This window comes from Streptomyces sp. NPDC019531, from assembly GCF_044903305.1.
Classification (GTDB): Bacteria; Actinomycetota; Actinomycetes; order Streptomycetales; family Streptomycetaceae; genus Streptomyces.
In genome coordinates, this window is record NZ_JBJDQL010000013.1 from 11433 (window position 1) to 26373 (window position 14941).

The 14941-nt window shown below is 71.4% G+C and carries 12 protein-coding genes and 3 pseudogenes; 6 read left to right on the forward strand and 9 right to left on the reverse strand.

The window, feature by feature from the left end:
• Window positions 1–85 precede the first annotated feature (85 nt).
• Window positions 86–2032 (reverse strand): glycosyltransferase family 2 protein, encoded by a 1947-nt coding sequence (locus ACI2L1_RS17700; RefSeq protein ID WP_404740235.1) that lies wholly within the window; start codon window positions 2030–2032, stop codon window positions 86–88.
• 199 nt (window positions 2033–2231) lie between these two features.
• Between ACI2L1_RS17700 and ACI2L1_RS17705 the strand changes: the two genes are divergently transcribed.
• Together ACI2L1_RS17705 and ACI2L1_RS17710 are read left to right on the forward strand one after the other, a co-directional pair.
• A complete protein-coding gene (locus ACI2L1_RS17705; protein WP_404740236.1) occupies window positions 2232–2732 on the forward strand; it encodes a metallophosphoesterase family protein in 501 nt (166 codons plus the stop codon).
• Window positions 2733–2805: 73 nt separating this feature from the next.
• Window positions 2806–4233 carry an MFS transporter gene (locus tag ACI2L1_RS17710; protein ID WP_404740237.1) on the forward strand — a complete coding sequence of 476 codons (1428 nt, stop codon included), beginning with the start codon at window positions 2806–2808 and terminating at the stop codon, window positions 4231–4233.
• 142 nt (window positions 4234–4375) lie between these two features.
• On the opposite strand, the gene ACI2L1_RS17715 is transcribed toward ACI2L1_RS17710, so the two are convergent.
• The 4 genes and pseudogenes from ACI2L1_RS17715 to ACI2L1_RS17730 all read right to left on the reverse strand — a co-directional run.
• Window positions 4376–4555: a hypothetical protein gene (locus ACI2L1_RS17715; protein WP_404740386.1), complete on the reverse strand. Its 180-nt coding sequence runs from the start codon at window positions 4553–4555 to the stop codon at window positions 4376–4378.
• Window positions 4541–4683: pseudogene (locus tag ACI2L1_RS17720) on the reverse strand (carbon monoxide dehydrogenase); the annotation flags it as partial. The gene ACI2L1_RS17715 and the pseudogene ACI2L1_RS17720, both read right to left, overlap by 15 nt.
• 19 nt (window positions 4684–4702) lie before the next feature.
• Window positions 4703–5803 (reverse strand): XdhC family protein, encoded by a 1101-nt coding sequence (locus tag ACI2L1_RS17725; protein ID WP_404740238.1) that lies wholly within the window; start codon window positions 5801–5803, stop codon window positions 4703–4705.
• Window positions 5796–6272: pseudogene (locus ACI2L1_RS17730) on the reverse strand (VWA domain-containing protein); the annotation flags it as partial. The pseudogene ACI2L1_RS17730 and the gene ACI2L1_RS17725, both read right to left, overlap by 8 nt.
• A gap of 10 nt (window positions 6273–6282) precedes the next feature.
• Here ACI2L1_RS17730 and ACI2L1_RS17735 point away from each other — a divergent pair.
• Window positions 6283–6441, forward strand: a pseudogene (locus ACI2L1_RS17735) (hypothetical protein); the annotation flags it as partial.
• A 59-nt stretch (window positions 6442–6500) separates the two neighbouring features.
• On the forward strand, window positions 6501–8354 hold the full coding sequence (locus tag ACI2L1_RS17740; RefSeq protein WP_404740239.1) for a cellulase family glycosylhydrolase: 1854 nt from the start codon (window positions 6501–6503) through the stop codon (window positions 8352–8354).
• A gap of 57 nt (window positions 8355–8411) precedes the next feature.
• Here the strand turns inward: ACI2L1_RS17740 and ACI2L1_RS17745 are convergent, their stop codons facing one another.
• Window positions 8412–9656, reverse strand: coding sequence for a YncE family protein (locus tag ACI2L1_RS17745; RefSeq protein WP_404740240.1), 1245 nt, complete (start codon window positions 9654–9656; stop codon window positions 8412–8414).
• A 186-nt stretch (window positions 9657–9842) separates the two neighbouring features.
• On the opposite strand from ACI2L1_RS17745, the gene ACI2L1_RS17750 reads away from it, so the two are divergent.
• Complete coding sequence (locus ACI2L1_RS17750) at window positions 9843–10505, forward strand: TetR/AcrR family transcriptional regulator (protein ID WP_404740241.1); 663 nt, start codon at window positions 9843–9845, stop codon at window positions 10503–10505.
• Window positions 10506–10921: 416 nt separating this feature from the next.
• Here the strand turns inward: ACI2L1_RS17750 and ACI2L1_RS17755 are convergent, their stop codons facing one another.
• Together ACI2L1_RS17755 and ACI2L1_RS17760 are read right to left on the reverse strand one after the other, a co-directional pair.
• Window positions 10922–11851, reverse strand: a complete 930-nt coding sequence (locus ACI2L1_RS17755) for a hypothetical protein (protein WP_404740242.1) — start codon at window positions 11849–11851, stop codon at window positions 10922–10924.
• An 82-nt stretch (window positions 11852–11933) separates the two neighbouring features.
• Window positions 11934–12323 carry a peptidase inhibitor family I36 protein gene (locus ACI2L1_RS17760; RefSeq protein ID WP_404740243.1) on the reverse strand — a complete coding sequence of 130 codons (390 nt, stop codon included), beginning with the start codon at window positions 12321–12323 and terminating at the stop codon, window positions 11934–11936.
• 207 nt (window positions 12324–12530) lie between these two features.
• Between ACI2L1_RS17760 and ACI2L1_RS17765 the strand changes: the two genes are divergently transcribed.
• Complete coding sequence (locus ACI2L1_RS17765; protein ID WP_404740244.1) at window positions 12531–13523, forward strand: ArsR/SmtB family transcription factor; 993 nt, start codon at window positions 12531–12533, stop codon at window positions 13521–13523.
• 42 nt (window positions 13524–13565) lie between these two features.
• Here the strand turns inward: ACI2L1_RS17765 and ACI2L1_RS17770 are convergent, their stop codons facing one another.
• On the reverse strand, window positions 13566–14810 hold the full coding sequence (locus ACI2L1_RS17770) for a glycosyltransferase (RefSeq protein ID WP_404740378.1): 1245 nt from the start codon (window positions 14808–14810) through the stop codon (window positions 13566–13568).
• Window positions 14811–14941 lie beyond the last annotated feature (131 nt).

A 14941-nucleotide genomic window follows, 5' to 3' on the forward strand; every position in this document is an offset into this window, starting at 1 on the left:
TCCCACTCCCACTCTGCGCCGGCGCGCGCGGGGGGGGGGGGGGGGGGGCCCTCCCCCCCCCCCCCCCCCACCCCCCCCCCGCGCTTCACTTCCCGCGCAGCCCGAGCCGCGCGGCCACTCTGCCGGCCAGCTGCCTCGCCCTGCGGACCAGTCGCGGCCGGGCACCGGGCCGGGGCGGCCGTACGACCCGAATCCTGCCCGCCTTCACCCGCACGGCGAACGGCAGCGGATGGAAGCGGGGTTCCGGCGCGTCGGACGCCGGGCTCAACGCGATGCGCCAGGCCGCGCCGGCCAGGTCGCCGACGGGCAGCTCGGCCTCCAGAAGGGCCGCCGAGCCCTCGGGGCGGAGGGTGCCGGACGCCTGCGCGGACACGCCACCGGAGCTCCGGGCGAACTTCAGCAGCACCGGAGTGTCCCCAGGCACGTGGAACGGCACCGGCACCTCGACACGGGAGCCGGAGACGGTGACCTCCCCGGGCGTGAGACGCCCGAGCTCCAGGCGCTCGCTCGCGGCGTCGACGTCCAGGGCGAGCGTGCCCTGCTTCGTCGTCCAGTACGGCAGCACCACCTGGCCGCCCACCACGCCGGCGTCCGTGGCCGTACGCCCCCTGACGGGGACCGGGCCCAGTCGGCACTGCTTGGTCCAGCCGCCGAGCTTGACGCGGACGAAGACGTCCCACAGCCCCGCGCCGAGCGGGTTGCCGTCGGCAGCGGTGGCCGGATCCACCGCCGCGGTGCCCCGCAGCACCAGCCGCACCCGGCCGTCCCCCTCCGCCGGGACGGTCTCACGGGTGAACTCCACGGGCTGGAAGTACTGGGCGGAACTGGCCCGCTCACGCAACAGCAGATCGACCGTGGCACGGCCGAAGCCGGCGACGCTGTGCGCACCCACCCGGTCCACCGCCTCCTCGACGGAGGCCGGAGGCCCGGCGATCGGGGCCGCGGTTCCCCCCGCGGGGAAAGTCATCGGCGTGCCGCGGGAGGCGAGTTCGGCCGACAGGCCGATCCGCAGGACGCCGCCGTCCCACTCGACGCCGTCCGGCGCCGCCTTGGGGGTGACGGAGGCCTCCCACTCGGCGAACGCCACCAGGTCGTCGAGCCGGCCGTCGGCGATCAGCGCGGCGACGACCTGCTGGGTGGGCTGGAGGCCGGCCGCCACACCGGGCCCGAAGCGCTCGACGACCACGGCACGGATCTCCGTGAAGAGCTCCTTGCGGTAGTCCTCCGGCGCGTTGAGCAGACGCTTGCCGCGCATCCGCTCGACCATTTCGTTGCGCAGCCAGCGACGGAACAACCGGTCGCGCGTGGGCCCCGGTTCGGTGTACTTCTCGACGACGTCGAGCGCCTCCCGCAGGTTCTGGAAGTAGCCCACGGGGTCGAAGCGCTGGAAGCCCGCGTTGGAGGCGTCGTCGCGCTTGAGGTGGTAGTAGCAGACGTAGTCTCCGAGGACGGAGACGTTGTCCGCGCGCAGATACGCCTCCGTGACGAAGACATGGTCCTCCAGCCGGCGCCTGCCCTCGGGGAAGCGCAGGCCGATCCGGTCGAGGAACGCCCGCCGGAACATCTTGTGCGGCGTCAGGCTGTCGATCAGCGGGGCGTTGTCGACGGTGGCGTGCGGGTGGTTGCGGCGGAACAGCTCCACCGGAACGCCCCGCCCCTTGCCGGCCATCTTGCCCACGACCACGTCGGCGCCGTTGGCGACCGCGTAGTCGTACATCCGCTCCAGGGCCTCGTCGCCGAGATAGTCGTCGTTGTCGACGAACATCACGAACTCGCCCTCGGAGGCGGCGATCCCGACGTTGCGCGGCTTGCCCGACCAGCCCGAGGCCTCCTGGTGGATGACCTTGAAGTTCGCGGTCTCGGCGGCCACCGCGTCGAGCCGCGCGGGCGTGTCGTCGGTCGAACCGTCGTTGACGAAGATCGCCTCGAACTCGTCCGGGGGCAGGGACTGCCTGCGCAGCGAGGCGATGCAGTCCTCGATGTAGTTCCCCGGGTTGTAGACGGGGATGACGACGCTGACCTTGACCGGCATCGGTGTCCGGACTCCTTGGGTGGCTTGTGGCTTGCGTCACGGATCGACGCTGTGTGGCCCGATGTTAACGCCGCCGCGTAAGTGCCGCGTCAGCAGGCCGTCTTGGCGAGCCTGGGGACCGTCTCGCCGAGGCGGGGAAGTGCCGCTCGCCCTGCTCCGGTGACGCGAGGCGGGACGCAGGCCCCCCTAGGCTGATCCCGTGCGCCTGCTGCTGATGTCCGACACCCACCTTCCCAAGCGCGCCAAGGAGCTACCGGCCCCGCTGCTCGCCGCGCTCCCGCACGCCGACGTCGTCTTCCACGCCGGAGACTGGGTCGACACCGCCACCCTCGACCTGCTGGAGAGCCGCAGCGCACGGCTCGTCGGCGTGTACGGCAACAACGACGGACCCGAGCTGCGCGCGAGGCTGCCCGAGGTGGCGTACGCCGAACTCGGCGGCCTGCGCTTCGCCGTCGTCCACGAGACCGGCGCGGCCCAGGGCCGGGAGGCCCGCTGCGCCGCCCACTACCCGGACACCGACGTCCTGGTCTTCGGCCACAGCCACATCCCCTGGGACACCACCGCTCCCGGCGGACTGCGCCTGCTCAACCCCGGCTCGCCGACCGACCGCCGCCGCCAGCCGCACTGCACCTACATGACGGCGACGGTGACCGACGGCCGCCTCACGGACGTACGCCTGCACCGCCTGCCCCCGCGCTGACGGCCCGTTTCGCCCTCGTGCCCACGGGCACCCGGACGCCCGCACTGTCAGTCCCGGCTGATACGACGGATAGATGGCCACTGCACCGGTAACGCTGCTCCGACGCGCGGTGAGCCCCGGGAACTCCGGGTCGCCGCGCACCGTCCTCGTCGTGATGTGCGCCGGGTATTTCCTGGTGCTGCTCGACGTCACCATCGTCAACGTCGCCCTGCCCGCCATCGGAGCGGGCCTGGGCACCGATGTCGGGGGCCTGCAGTGGGTCGTCGACGGTTACGCGCTCGCGCTCGCATCCCTCATGCTGACCAGCGGCGCGGCCGGGGACCGGTACGGACACAAACGGGTCGTGCTGACCGGCCTCGGCGTCTTCGGGATCGGTTCGCTGGTCTGCGGGCTCGCCCAGAGCGTCGGTGTGCTCGTGGCCTCCCGGGTGATCCAGGGCGTGGGCGCGGCTCTGCTGCTGCCCGGGACGCTCGCCATCATCGGGCGGGCCTTTCCCGACGATGCTGCTCGGGCCCGGGCCATCGGCGTGTGGGCGGGCATCGGCAGCCTCGCCCTGCCCGCCGGACCGCTGCTGGGTGGGGCCCTCGTCGACGCTCTCGGCTGGCGGGCCGTCTTCCTGATCAACGTGCCGGTCGTGCTGCTCGCCCTGGTGTGGTCCACGGCGGTGGTGCGTGGGAGCCGGGAAGCCCGGGCCAGGCCCCTGGACCTGCCCGGGATGCTGTCCGGAGGGGCACTGCTCCTGGCGACGACCTACGCCTTCATCGAGGGCGGACACTCCGGTGCCGGCTCACCGGAGGTGCTCACGGCGGTGGCCGTCGCCGTGGCGGCCCTCGCCGTGCTGGCCGTGGCGGAACTCCGGCGCGGCGACGACGCGATGCTGCCGCCCGCTCTCCTGAAGCGCCCCGCCTTCACCGCGGCCAACACGACCGCCGGGATCATGAACCTCTGCACCCTCGGCACACTCTTCGCGCTGATGCTGTTCCTGCAGTCGGTGCAGCACCGCTCGGCCCTGCTCGCGGGCCTCACCGTCATTCCCCTGTTCGCCCCGCTCGCGGTCATGGCCCCCGTCGGCGGACGCGTCACCAGCCGGTTCGGCCCCCGGCTCCCCGCGGCGGCGGGACTGTTGCTCGCCGCGGGCGGACTGGCGCTCCTCGCCCGCGCCGGAACCCACGCCGGGTACGCCGACCTGCTGCCGGCGTTCCTGCTGTGGGGCATCGGCTGCGGACTGCTCACCCCCGCCGTCGTCGCGGCGGCCATCGCCACCGTCCCCACCGAACGCTCGGGCCTCGCCTCCGCGGTCAACAACACCGCACGTCAGACCGGCGGCGCGATCGGCATCGCGGTGGCGGGCGCAGTCGTGGGACAGCCCGACGACCGGACGCGCTTCCTGCGGGGCTTTCACGCCGTGGCGCTCGGCTCGGCCTGCCTCTATGCGGCCGCGGCGGTGCTGGTGCTGACTCTGCTGCCGGGCGTCCTCGGGCCGACGCACCGGGAGTCATGAGAACCGGGCCGCCCCGAACAGATGGGGAGCGGCCCGGACACTGCGAGTGTGCGCTGTCACGGACCTCCTTCCCGATCGGAGGTTGGGCGAGGGCTCGGACACCCTCTGCCGCAATTCGGCGCCTACCCCTTTCGGGCGCGTCTCACACCCTTCGATTCGGCCGTCGTCGTATCCCCGTGATCGCGAGCACCACGACCGCGGCTGCCGCCACCGCGGCCGCGACCCGTCTGGCGACCGGCATGCCGATCGCACTCAGAAGGTCAAACGGTTCGTCATCGGGTTCCTCGGCCGCCCGGACCGCCTCCGTCACCGAGCCGGTCACCGTCTTGCCGTTCTTTAGTCCTGGACGCTCGCCCCGGGCATGCAGGGCGCGACCCGCTCGATGTCGAGGAGCGCCCGCCAGGAGTCGTCGACCGGGACGGGCACGGTGAACTCGTGGTGCAGTTCCATGACTTCCTCCAGGCAGCCTTTACGAAGGCGGATGGATCGACCCCGCCGTCGCCGTCAGCGGGGTTCCGGTGCCGCCCCAGCGCAGCGCGACGATCTCGGCGGCCACCGACACGGCGACCTCCTCCGGCGTACGGGCCCCGAGGTCGAGGCCGACCGGCGAGCGCAGCCGGGACAACGCGGCCTCGGAGAGCCCTGACCCGGTCAGCCGCTTCATCCGGTCGTCGTGCGTACGGCGGCTGCCCATCGCCCCGATGTACGCGGCGGGGCGGCGCAGCGCCTCCTCAAGGAGGGGCACGTCGAACTTGGGGTCGTGGGTCAGCACGCAGATCACCGTGCGCTCGTCGGTGTGGGTGCCGCTGAGGTACCGGTGCGGCCAGTCCACGACGACCTCCACGCCCTCCGGGAAGCGCTTCGGCGTGGTGAAGACCGGGCGGGCGTCGCAGACGGTGACCCGGTAGCCGAGGAAGGCGCCGATCCGGGCGACCGCGGCCGCGTAGTCGATCGCGCCGAACACCAGCATGCGGGGCGGCGGGGCGAAGGAGTGCAGGAACACGGTGACCGCGTCCTCGCGCCGCTCGCCGCGCGGGCCGTAGTGTCTCAACCCGGTCGCGCCCAGGGCGAGTTCGCCGCGTGCGTCGGCGGTGACCGCCACGTCGAGACCGGTCGTGCCGAGGGTGCCCGAGACCCGGTCCGGCCACACTGCGAGCGTGGCTCCGAGGCGTGCGGGGCCGTCGGTCACCGTGGCCACGGTCACCGGGCGGTCCGCCGCGACCGACTCCGCGAGCTCACCGAACGCGGGATCGAGGGCGGCCGTCACGGGACGTACGAGAAGGGTGATCTCCCCGCCGCAGGTGAGCCCCACCGCGAACGCGTCCTCGTCGCTGTACCCGAAGGTCGCAAGGCGGGCCTCACCGCTCGCCACGACCTCCTGGGCCAACTCGAACACGGCCCCCTCGACACACCCGCCGGACACACTGCCGACGACCTCGTCGTCCGGACCCACCGCCATGGCCGCACCCGGATCGCGAGGCGCGCTGCGGCTCGTCGAGACGACCGTGGCCAGTCCGAACGGCACCCCTGCCGTGTACCAGCCGTGCAGCACCGGGAGGATGTCACGCATCGTCGGCTCCTTTCACCACCGCCGCCAGACGCTCCAGCGCGGCCAGGCTGTGCCCCTCGACCAACGCGTCCACGCTCGGCAGCGCCGCCGCCAACCCGGCGGCCAGGGGTGCGTAACCGGGACGCGCCTGCGCGGATTGGCCCAGATCACCGGGTGTGCCAGCCGGTGCAAGCGTCGCATCTGGGCCGCGAGCAGCCCAGGATCGCCACGCTCCCAGCCGTCCGACAGCACCACGACCACCGCGCCGCGCGCCATGCCCCGCTGCCCGTCGGTCGAGGAACTCCCGCAGCAGCTCACCGAGCCGGGTACCGCCGCTCCAGTCCGGCGCGGCGGAGGCGAGCGCGGCCATCGCCCGGTCCGGGTCGCGGTGGCTCAGCTCGCGGGTGACTCGGGTGACTCGGGTGAGGTGGGTGAGGCGGGTGGCGAGGGTGAACACCTCGGTCGGCGTGCCACGGGCGGCTCGCGGAGGGACCGGGTCGGTGGAAGGTGCGGTTCCGGCGGCCCGGCTCCATGAGCTGGAGCAGCGGCTGCCCGGACTGACCCGGGGTGAGGGTGAGCTGGAGAGTGTCTTCGATCACTACGCGCAGATCACTCACGGAATTGTCCCGTTTAGGCCGGCCGCTACCCGGAAAAGCTGAAACTTACTCATCAGTCATAAGTGTTGACGGTGTGCCGGATGAGTCGGATTGTAAGGTACATGCCGAACTTGCGCGCGCGTCTGCTCGTTGTTCTGGTTGTCCTCTGTGGATTCCTGACGGTGACGGGTACCCCGTCCGCCTCCGCCGCCACCATCGCCGACTCCCTGTCCTTCGACGGCACCGCCCTCACCGTGGCGAACGGCCGTTTCGTCGACGGCAACGGCCGCGAGGTCGTGCTGCGCGGCTACAACGTCTCCGGTGAGACCAAGCTCGCCGAGAATCACGGTCTGCCCTTCGCCTCGGTCGCCGACGCCAAGAAGTCGGCGACCGCGCTGAGAGCCCTCGGCGGCGGCAACTCCGTACGCTTCCTGCTCTCGTGGGCGTACGCGGAACCGGTGAAGGGCCAGGTCGACACCACCTATCTGGCCAACGCCACCGCGCAGATGCGGGCGTTCCTCGACGCGGGCATCCGGGTCTACCCCGACTTCCACCAGGACCTGTACTCCCGCTGGCTGTTCAACTCGGGCAGCTGGTACACCGGCGACGGCGCCCCCGCGTGGGCGGTGGCGCTCGGCAACTACCCCGCCGAATCCTGCGGCATCTGCTTGCTGTGGGGTCAGAACATCACCCAGAACGGCGCGGTGAAGGCCGGCCAGTACGACTTCTGGCACAACAACTACGGCCTCCAGGACTCCTTCCTGGCCACCGCCCAGAAGACCATGACGTACCTCAAGGCGAACCTCAGCACCTACGAGTTCGCCGGAGTGGTCGGCTTCGACTCCTACAACGAGCCCTACGCCGGCACCTACGACTCCGGCCAGACCAGCCGCACCTGGGAACGCGACGTGCTGTGGCCCTTCTATGTGAAGTTCCGGGCCCGGATGGACGCGGCCGGCTGGACGGACAAGCCCGCGATGGTCGAGCCGAACCTCTTCTGGAACGGCAACGTCAGCAAGGAGGAGGGCGGCCTCCTCGACGCGGGCATGCTCGGCTCCCGGTACGTCTTCAACACCCACTTCTACGACCAGAAGGCCATCTCCGGCATCCTGATGTGGGGCAACGCCTCCGACGGGCAGTACGTCAGTGACTTCGGCACCGTCCGTGACCGCGCCTCGGCGACCGGGACGACGGCGATCGTCAGCGAGTTCGGCCATCCCCTGAACGGCAGCACCGCCGGCAAGGCGCCGACCGTCCTCAAGGCGATGTACCAGGCCCTCGACTCCCGGGTGAAGGGCGCCGGCTGGTGGACCACACCCGCCTCTTCGGGCACGGTCCTCTCCGGCACCCAGTGGCAGTGGGACATCTACAACGGCCGTCACCACGAGCTGATGAACGACAACCCCGACAAGGTCATGACCTCGGGCGACGCCTGGAACGACGAGGACCTGTCGGCCGTGAAGCTCGACGACTCCGGCACCGCGGTGCTCCGCCAGGACGCCCGGCTCCTCGACCGGATCTACCCGAGCGCCACCTCCGGCAGCACGGTCGCCTTCACCTACGAGGACCGCTCACGCGACGGCTCCACGACCCTGACCTGGAACCCGGTGCCGAGCAGCCTGCCGAACGTGTCGTCGCTGGTCGGGTCCGGTCAGTACTCGGTGCTGGTGTGGCGGTCGGGCAGCGGCTCGGCGCCCACCGAACTCCATCTGCCCGCCTCCTTCCCGACCTCGACGACCACCGTCGTCTCCGACCTGGGCACGGTCTACGGCCCGCCGGCGTACACCTCGTCGACCCCGGTCGGTACGGCCGTCGAACCGGGCGGCACGGGCAGCCGCCGACTCCTCCTCACCGACTCGGACTCCGGCGTCCTGCACTACGCGCTGGTGACCAACGGGGCGACCTCGCCCTCCGCGTCCCTGCTGAGCGCGGCCAAGTCCGAGCTGGCCAACTGGGTGGCCCAGAAGATCGGTTGACTGTCGCCTGCGTCGGGGCCGAAGCGGGCCCCGACGCAAGGACAGAGGCGTGAGCCCCTACGACGACGGGCTCGTCCAGTCCGCCGCCACATGCCCGAGCCGCACCCGCTGCGGATGGTCGCCCACCGCCACGGACACCGTCTTCTGCCCGGTCGCGAAGTCGATCGCGGTGACCTGGTCGGCACCGCTCTCGGACACGACACAGCTCTTGCCGTCACCGCTGACCGTGGCCCAGTAGGGCTTCGATGCGGCAACCAGCGGCCCCTCCTGGAGGGTCGTGCGGTTGACCACCGTCGCGTAGTCGTCCATCGTGCCGGCGACGCAGAGCTTGCTGCCGTCCGGGCTCATCGAAATGCCGTGATGGCGCGAGTCGTTGACCATGGTCGTGCGGTCGTCGCTGGTCGCCGGGTTCTTCGGCAGGGTCTTCGTCCGGGTGATCTTGTCGGTGGCCACGTCGTACTCGAAGAAGCCGTTGAAGAACGACACCTGGAAGTACAGCTTGGACTCGTCCGGCGAGAACACCGCGGGCCGGACCGCGTCCGAGTAGTCCGTGAGGCCGATCGCGTCCAGCCTGGCCCGCATGTCGATGACCTTGACCTGCTTGTACGTCGTGGCGTCGACGACCGTGATGTGCCGGTCGCCCTTCGTCCAGTCCAGCCAGGGTGCGTCGGAGTCGGTGTTCACGTCACCGATCGCCATGTTCCAGATGTACTTGCCGTCCTTGGTGAAGATGTTCTCGTGCGGCTTGTCGCCGGTGGCGAACGAACCGAGCTGCTGACCTGTGTTGATGTTCAGCACATGCACGGTGTTCGCGGTCGACGCCGATACCGCGACCCGGGTGCCGTCGGGGGAGACCGACATGTGGTCCGCGCGGTAACCCGACACCGGGAAGCGCCAGTTGATGCTCCCGGTGGCCAGGTCGATGGACACGACGTCCGCGAAGCTGGGCCGCGAGACGACCACGGACTTGCCGTCCGGGGTGGAGTACATGTCGTCGACGAACTGGTCGTGGCCCTCGCCGACGCTGTTGCGGATCGCCATGAAGTAGATCCACTTGATCGGGTCGGCGTTGATCTCCGCCATCCGGGCGTCCTTGTCGGGGATGACGTTGATCCGGCCGATTTTCGCCAGATCGCCGGAGGACTTGATGACGTCGGCCGTGCCGTCCCAGTTGTTGCCCACGAACAGCACCTCGCGCAGTGCGGCGGCGTCCGCGGCGGAGGCAGCGGTCGCGGGGGCGGTGACGGTCAGGACGACGGCGGCGGCCATGGCACACAGGTGCCTCGGTCTGAGAACGGGCATGGCGGGTCTCCCTCTGGGCGGCTCATGACGTAGGCATGCCAAGGCGGTAAATCTGAAGACGTGTGCATTCAGAGTGAACTTACTGCAAAGTAAGGAAGGGGCGCCCTTCTCCACAAGACTGCGTGCACGATAAAAATTGGGCGTCATGCGCGAGGCCGGAGCGTTCCGGCCCGAATGGGAGGTGCGGTGACGGGCAGACTCAAGGCCCCGACCGGTCGCTACGGCGGCAAGACCGCCGCGGAGCGGCAGGCCGAGCGGCGCCGGCGTTTTCTGGACGCGGCACTCCAGCTCTTCGGGGACGCTCCCGGTTACCGCGCCACGACCGTCGCGGCCCTCAGCGAGGCCGCCGGGCTTTCCACCCGGCAGTTCTACGAGGAGTTCCGCACTCTGGAGGACGTCCTCGCCGCGCTGCATCTGCAGGTCAACGACTGGGCGACGGCAGCCGTGCTGGCCGCGGTGGCCGACGCAGGCCACCTGCCGCTCGCGGAGCGGGCGGCCGTGATCTTCCGGGCGTACGCGGCGAATGTCACGTCCGATCCGCGGCGGGTGCGGATCACGTTCGTGGAGATCATCGGAGTGAGTCCGCGGCTGGAGGAGCAGCGGCTGGCCAGACGGTCCCAGTGGCTCGACCTCGTGTGTGCCGAGGCGCAGCGGGCCGTGGTCCGGGGCGAGGCCGCGCCGCGGGACTTCCGGCTCGCCGCGACGGCGTTCATCGGTGGGGTGAACGGTCTGCTGCACGACTGGAACGCGGGGTGGGTGGACGCGACCCTGGACGACGTCGTCGAGGAACTGGTGCGGCAGCTGCTGGGAATCCTTCAGCCGCCCGGCTGGATGGAGTCCGCCGTCTGAGAGACGTCCTCGGCCGAGGATGCGCAAGACCGGACTGCCCTCGCCCGGCATGCACAGCCCGGCGACGACACCGGGAGCGCCGGTCCGTCGACTGACCTCGCGCCGGTGGCCGAGGAGCGCCGCCGCCGGCGTACCGCTGACGCCGAGCCTCGCTGGAGTCCACCCGTCCGGGGCGTGAAGCCCGGGCAGCGGTGGCCGGGTTCGAGGGCGGTGCGAGTCCGGGGCGCGGACGGTGGTCCAGGCGCGGGCTGCTGTTTCGGGATCGGCGTGAGCCCGTGGCGCGGGCTGCTGTCTGGGGACCGTTGTGAGCCCGTGGCGCGGGCTGCTGTCTGGGGATCGGCGTGAGCCCGTGGCGCGGGCTGCTGTCTGGGGACCGTTGTGAGCCCGTGGCGCGGGCTGCTGTCTGGGGATCGGCGTCAGCCCGTGGCGCGGGCCGCCGCCACTCGGGCCGTGTTCGCGCGCCGTACCTCTTCGAGCCGGTCGAGGTTGTCCGTGACGAGGCGTTTCTCGTACGCCGACTCGACCGCGAACCAGATGCCGACGAGGTTGGTCTCCCGCTTGCACGCGACGTCCGCGGTCGCCGTCCTGATCTCCAGCGGGCTCGTGCCGTCGGTGAACCGGGGGTCCGCCACGGCGTCCAGGGGATCGCGGTAGTCGAATCCGCGCCCGCGCATGCAGCCCGACCAGGAGGCGAGAGCGGCCCGCACCCGCGAGTCCTGCCTGGACAGCGTGAAGCCCTGGTCGATCAGGGCCAGCGGGAGGTTCTGGTACTCACTGGGCGGTGCCGTCCGGGCCATCCTCTGCCGGGCCTCGCCGTTGCAGCCGTCCTCGGGAACCTCGCGGCCGCCGACGTGGGCGCGTCCGTCGCCGCTCAGCACGGTCTCGGTCGTGGGGCCCGTGTCGGACCGTTCCGTGGCCTTGGTGGTGTCGATGCCCTTCGTCGGCGTCAGGTCGAACCCGGCGGTCGCGGCCTGCTCGGCGTTGGCGACACCGTAGCGGCGGTCGGTGAGGGTCTTCGGCATGGCCTCGTCCGCGTCGGGGTCGCTCGACCTGCTGTAGGTGACGCCGAAGCGCGCGGCGCATTCGGCCACCAGGCGCACCTCCGCCCGGTTGAGCAGCTGTCCCTCGTCCCAGCTGAGCGAGTAGCGGGCCAGCGGGAGTTCGAGTTTCGCGGCGTCGAGAACGACCCGTGCCCGCACGGGCGGCTCGCCCCCCGGACCGCCCGTGGAGCCGGTCCCTCCTGATGTGGCGGTGCCGGAGCCCGCCGAGCATCCGACGGCCAGGAGGGCGGTCAGAAGTGCGGCGCGGTGCGTGGCGTGACGGCGGCGGGTCGGCCGGGCAGGCACAGGTCTCTTCCTTTCCGCTGACGGCTGGATGACGGACCGCTCCGGAGGCCGTGGCGAGCGCCTCCGGAGCGGTGCGGTCGGGTCAGGACGTCCAGTAGGCCGACGAGATCTTGTTCCGCCAGCTGGTCATCAGCGGGTTGACGTCGCCCGGGTCGTACCAGCCCGTGCAGGTGGTGTAGCCGGTGCCGTCGCAGACGTACCAGCGATAGCTGTCGCGGTTCTTGGCCGACGCGGAGTTGTTCCCGACCACCTGGCTGGAGTTGCCGATGAAGTAGTTGTCGTGGAGGTTGCTGTCCGAGCCGTACATGTCCCAGATGCCGTTGGCGTAGTTGGGGTTGTACCAGAGGCAGAACTCACCGCTCTCGCAGACACCGTTGTGTTCCGCCGCGGTCGACGGTGTGGCCGCGACGGCGAGTCCGGAGAACGCCAGTCCGGACACCGCGACGGCGGTCATGAACTTTCTCAGCCGCATGTTTCCCCCTCTTTCACGTGGTCGTGGTGGTGCAACTGACGCCCCACAGTGCCCTCTTCCAAGGAGCCGGGCCACAGTCTTCGAACCTGCTCGAAAAGCCCTGGGAGTGGAGGTGAACGCGATGCTCCGCGAGACGGAGCCACCGCGGCTCTGGCGGACGACCCCCTGGGGATGTATGAGACATGTCAAGAGAATGGGGGGGGAATCGTGTTGCGCATTCATCTCAGTGAGGCGGACCACGGCCGGATCCGCGTGGCGTCGGGACCGGATCCCATGTGGGAGATCGCCATGAGCCTGCACCGCTTCCAGACCCGGCGGGGGCGGTGGGCCTTCGCCGCCTGGTACCGCTCGGCCAGACAGCGGCTGCGCCAGCCGGAGCTGAACCGGGACCTGCGGCTGCTGCTGCCGCTCTTCCCGCGGGCCGTCTACTTCCCGGACTTCCTCACACCCTCCGAGGCCCGGGACGGCCTCGACGCGGGAGTGGAGGCCGTCCTGAGCGCACCGCGCTCCAGGGTCCGCGGTGAGCTGACCAGACTGTCCACCACCGTCGACGGAACGCCGGCCTGGCTGGCCCGCCTCGCCGACGGGGACGGGCGCACGGCGCTGGCCACGGCGCTGCGGACCTACCACGACGCCGTCATCGCGCCCTACCAGGAGGACATGCAGGCCGCCGTCGACGCCGACCGGGCGTTCCGTGCGCGCGCCATCCTCGACGCCGGCGCGGACGGCCTGCTGCGCAGTCTGGGCCCGGGCATACGGTGGCGGCCGCCCGTTCTGGAGGTCGACTACTGCTGCACCCGGGAGCTGTATCTCGACGGGCGCGGTCTGCTGCTCGTGCCCTCGTACTTCGACTGGCAACAACCGGTGGCCCTGGCCGACCCGGCGCTGCCGCCCGTCTTGATCTACCCGGTTCACCACGAGCGGCCGCTCGGTCCCGAGGACCGCGAGCGCCTGGACACGCCGCTCGCGACGTTACTGGGACGCAATCGCGCCGCCATCCTCCATCTGGCCTCCGTGGGCGCCACCGGCGCGGAACTCGCCCGGGCGCTCGGGGTCTCGCCGGGCACCGTCACCTTCCACACCCGAGCCCTGCGCGAGGCGAACCTCATCACCAGCCGCCGGCACGCCGCGACCGTGCTGCACAGCCTCACCCCGCTGGGAGCGGCCCTGTTGCGGGCCAGGCCGGCGGGCTCGCAGTAGAGCCGCCGACGGCATGAGAGGGGGCCGAAGAATCCGCCGGCCTCACCGTTCCCGGCCCCGCCCGTCCATCCGCGCCACCGCCGCCACCACCGGCCCCACCCCGTCCTCGTCCCGGATCCGTGCCCCGAGTTCCCGCGCCCGCTCCCCGTACATCGGGTCCCGTGTCGCCCGGGCCAGCGCGGCGCCCAAGGTATTTGCGGTGAGGCGGCGCAGCGGAACCGCGCTCGGGGCCACGCCCAGGGCGACCAGCCGGTCCGCCCAGAAACCCTCGTCGAACTGGATCGGCACCGGCACCGCCGGCACCCCGGCGCGCAGCCCGGCCGCGGTCGTGCCCGCACCCGCGTGGTGGACCACCGCCGCCATGTGCGGGAAGAGCGCCGAGTGCGGCACCTCGCCGATGGTCAGCATGTCGTCGCCCGTCGTCGTCAGGCCCGCCCAGCCGCGCTGGATCACTCCGCGCAGGCCGGCCCGGCGCAGCGCGCGGACGATCTCGGAGCTGATCCAGGTGGGATCGGGCACGGTCGCGCTGCCCAGGCCCACGAAGACCGGCGGGGGTCCGGCGTCGATGAACTCCCGTAGGTCGTCGGGGAGTCGGTCGTCTCCGTCGTACGGCCACCAGTAGCCCGCCACGTCGAGTCCGGAGCGCCAGTCACGGGGCCGGGCCACCACCCGCGGGCTGAATCCGTGCAGCACCGGCCAGCCCTGGCGTTCACGGGCCCGGAGTGCCGCGGCCGTGCCCTTCGGGGGCAGGCCCAGCCGGGCGCGCACCGCCGGCACGGCCGAGGCGAAGACCTGTTCCACGGCCAGGTTGAGGCCCACCCCGGCGACCCGGTTGCCGAGTGCGCCCCAGGAGCCGATGCCCAGCATGGGGGGCGGGAACTCCCGTGTGGCGCCGAGGGGCTGGAGGTTGAGACCCAGGCTGGGCAGCGCCAGTCCCTCGGCGATCGCGTGCCCCAGCGGGGCCACCGACCCGGAGAGGAGCAGCGCGTCGCTCACCCGGGCGGCCGCCACCAGGTCGTCGGCCATCTCGCCGGCCAGGGCCCGTGCCATCGCGACCACCCGCACCAGCTTGCCCGCACCGGTCGTGCTGCGGTGCAGGGCCCGGCCGCGCGAGGACTCCAGTTCGGCGCGGGGATCGACCGGAAGCGCGTGGAACCCGATCCCGGCCCGCGCCGCCAGTGTTTCGAAACGGCTGTGGGTGACCAGCGTGACCTCGTGCCCGGCCCGCGCCAGACCGTGCCCGAGGCCGGTGAAGGGGGCGACATCGCCCCGGGAACCCACTGTCATGATCGCTACCCGCACGACGCACAGTATGGCGTCGCATCACGCCGCGGCGTGCGAACAACCCGTGCTCTCCGGCCAGCTCACCCCTGTCGCATCCGTTGACTTCAACCTCTCCCGGCTCTACCTTCGGCGCA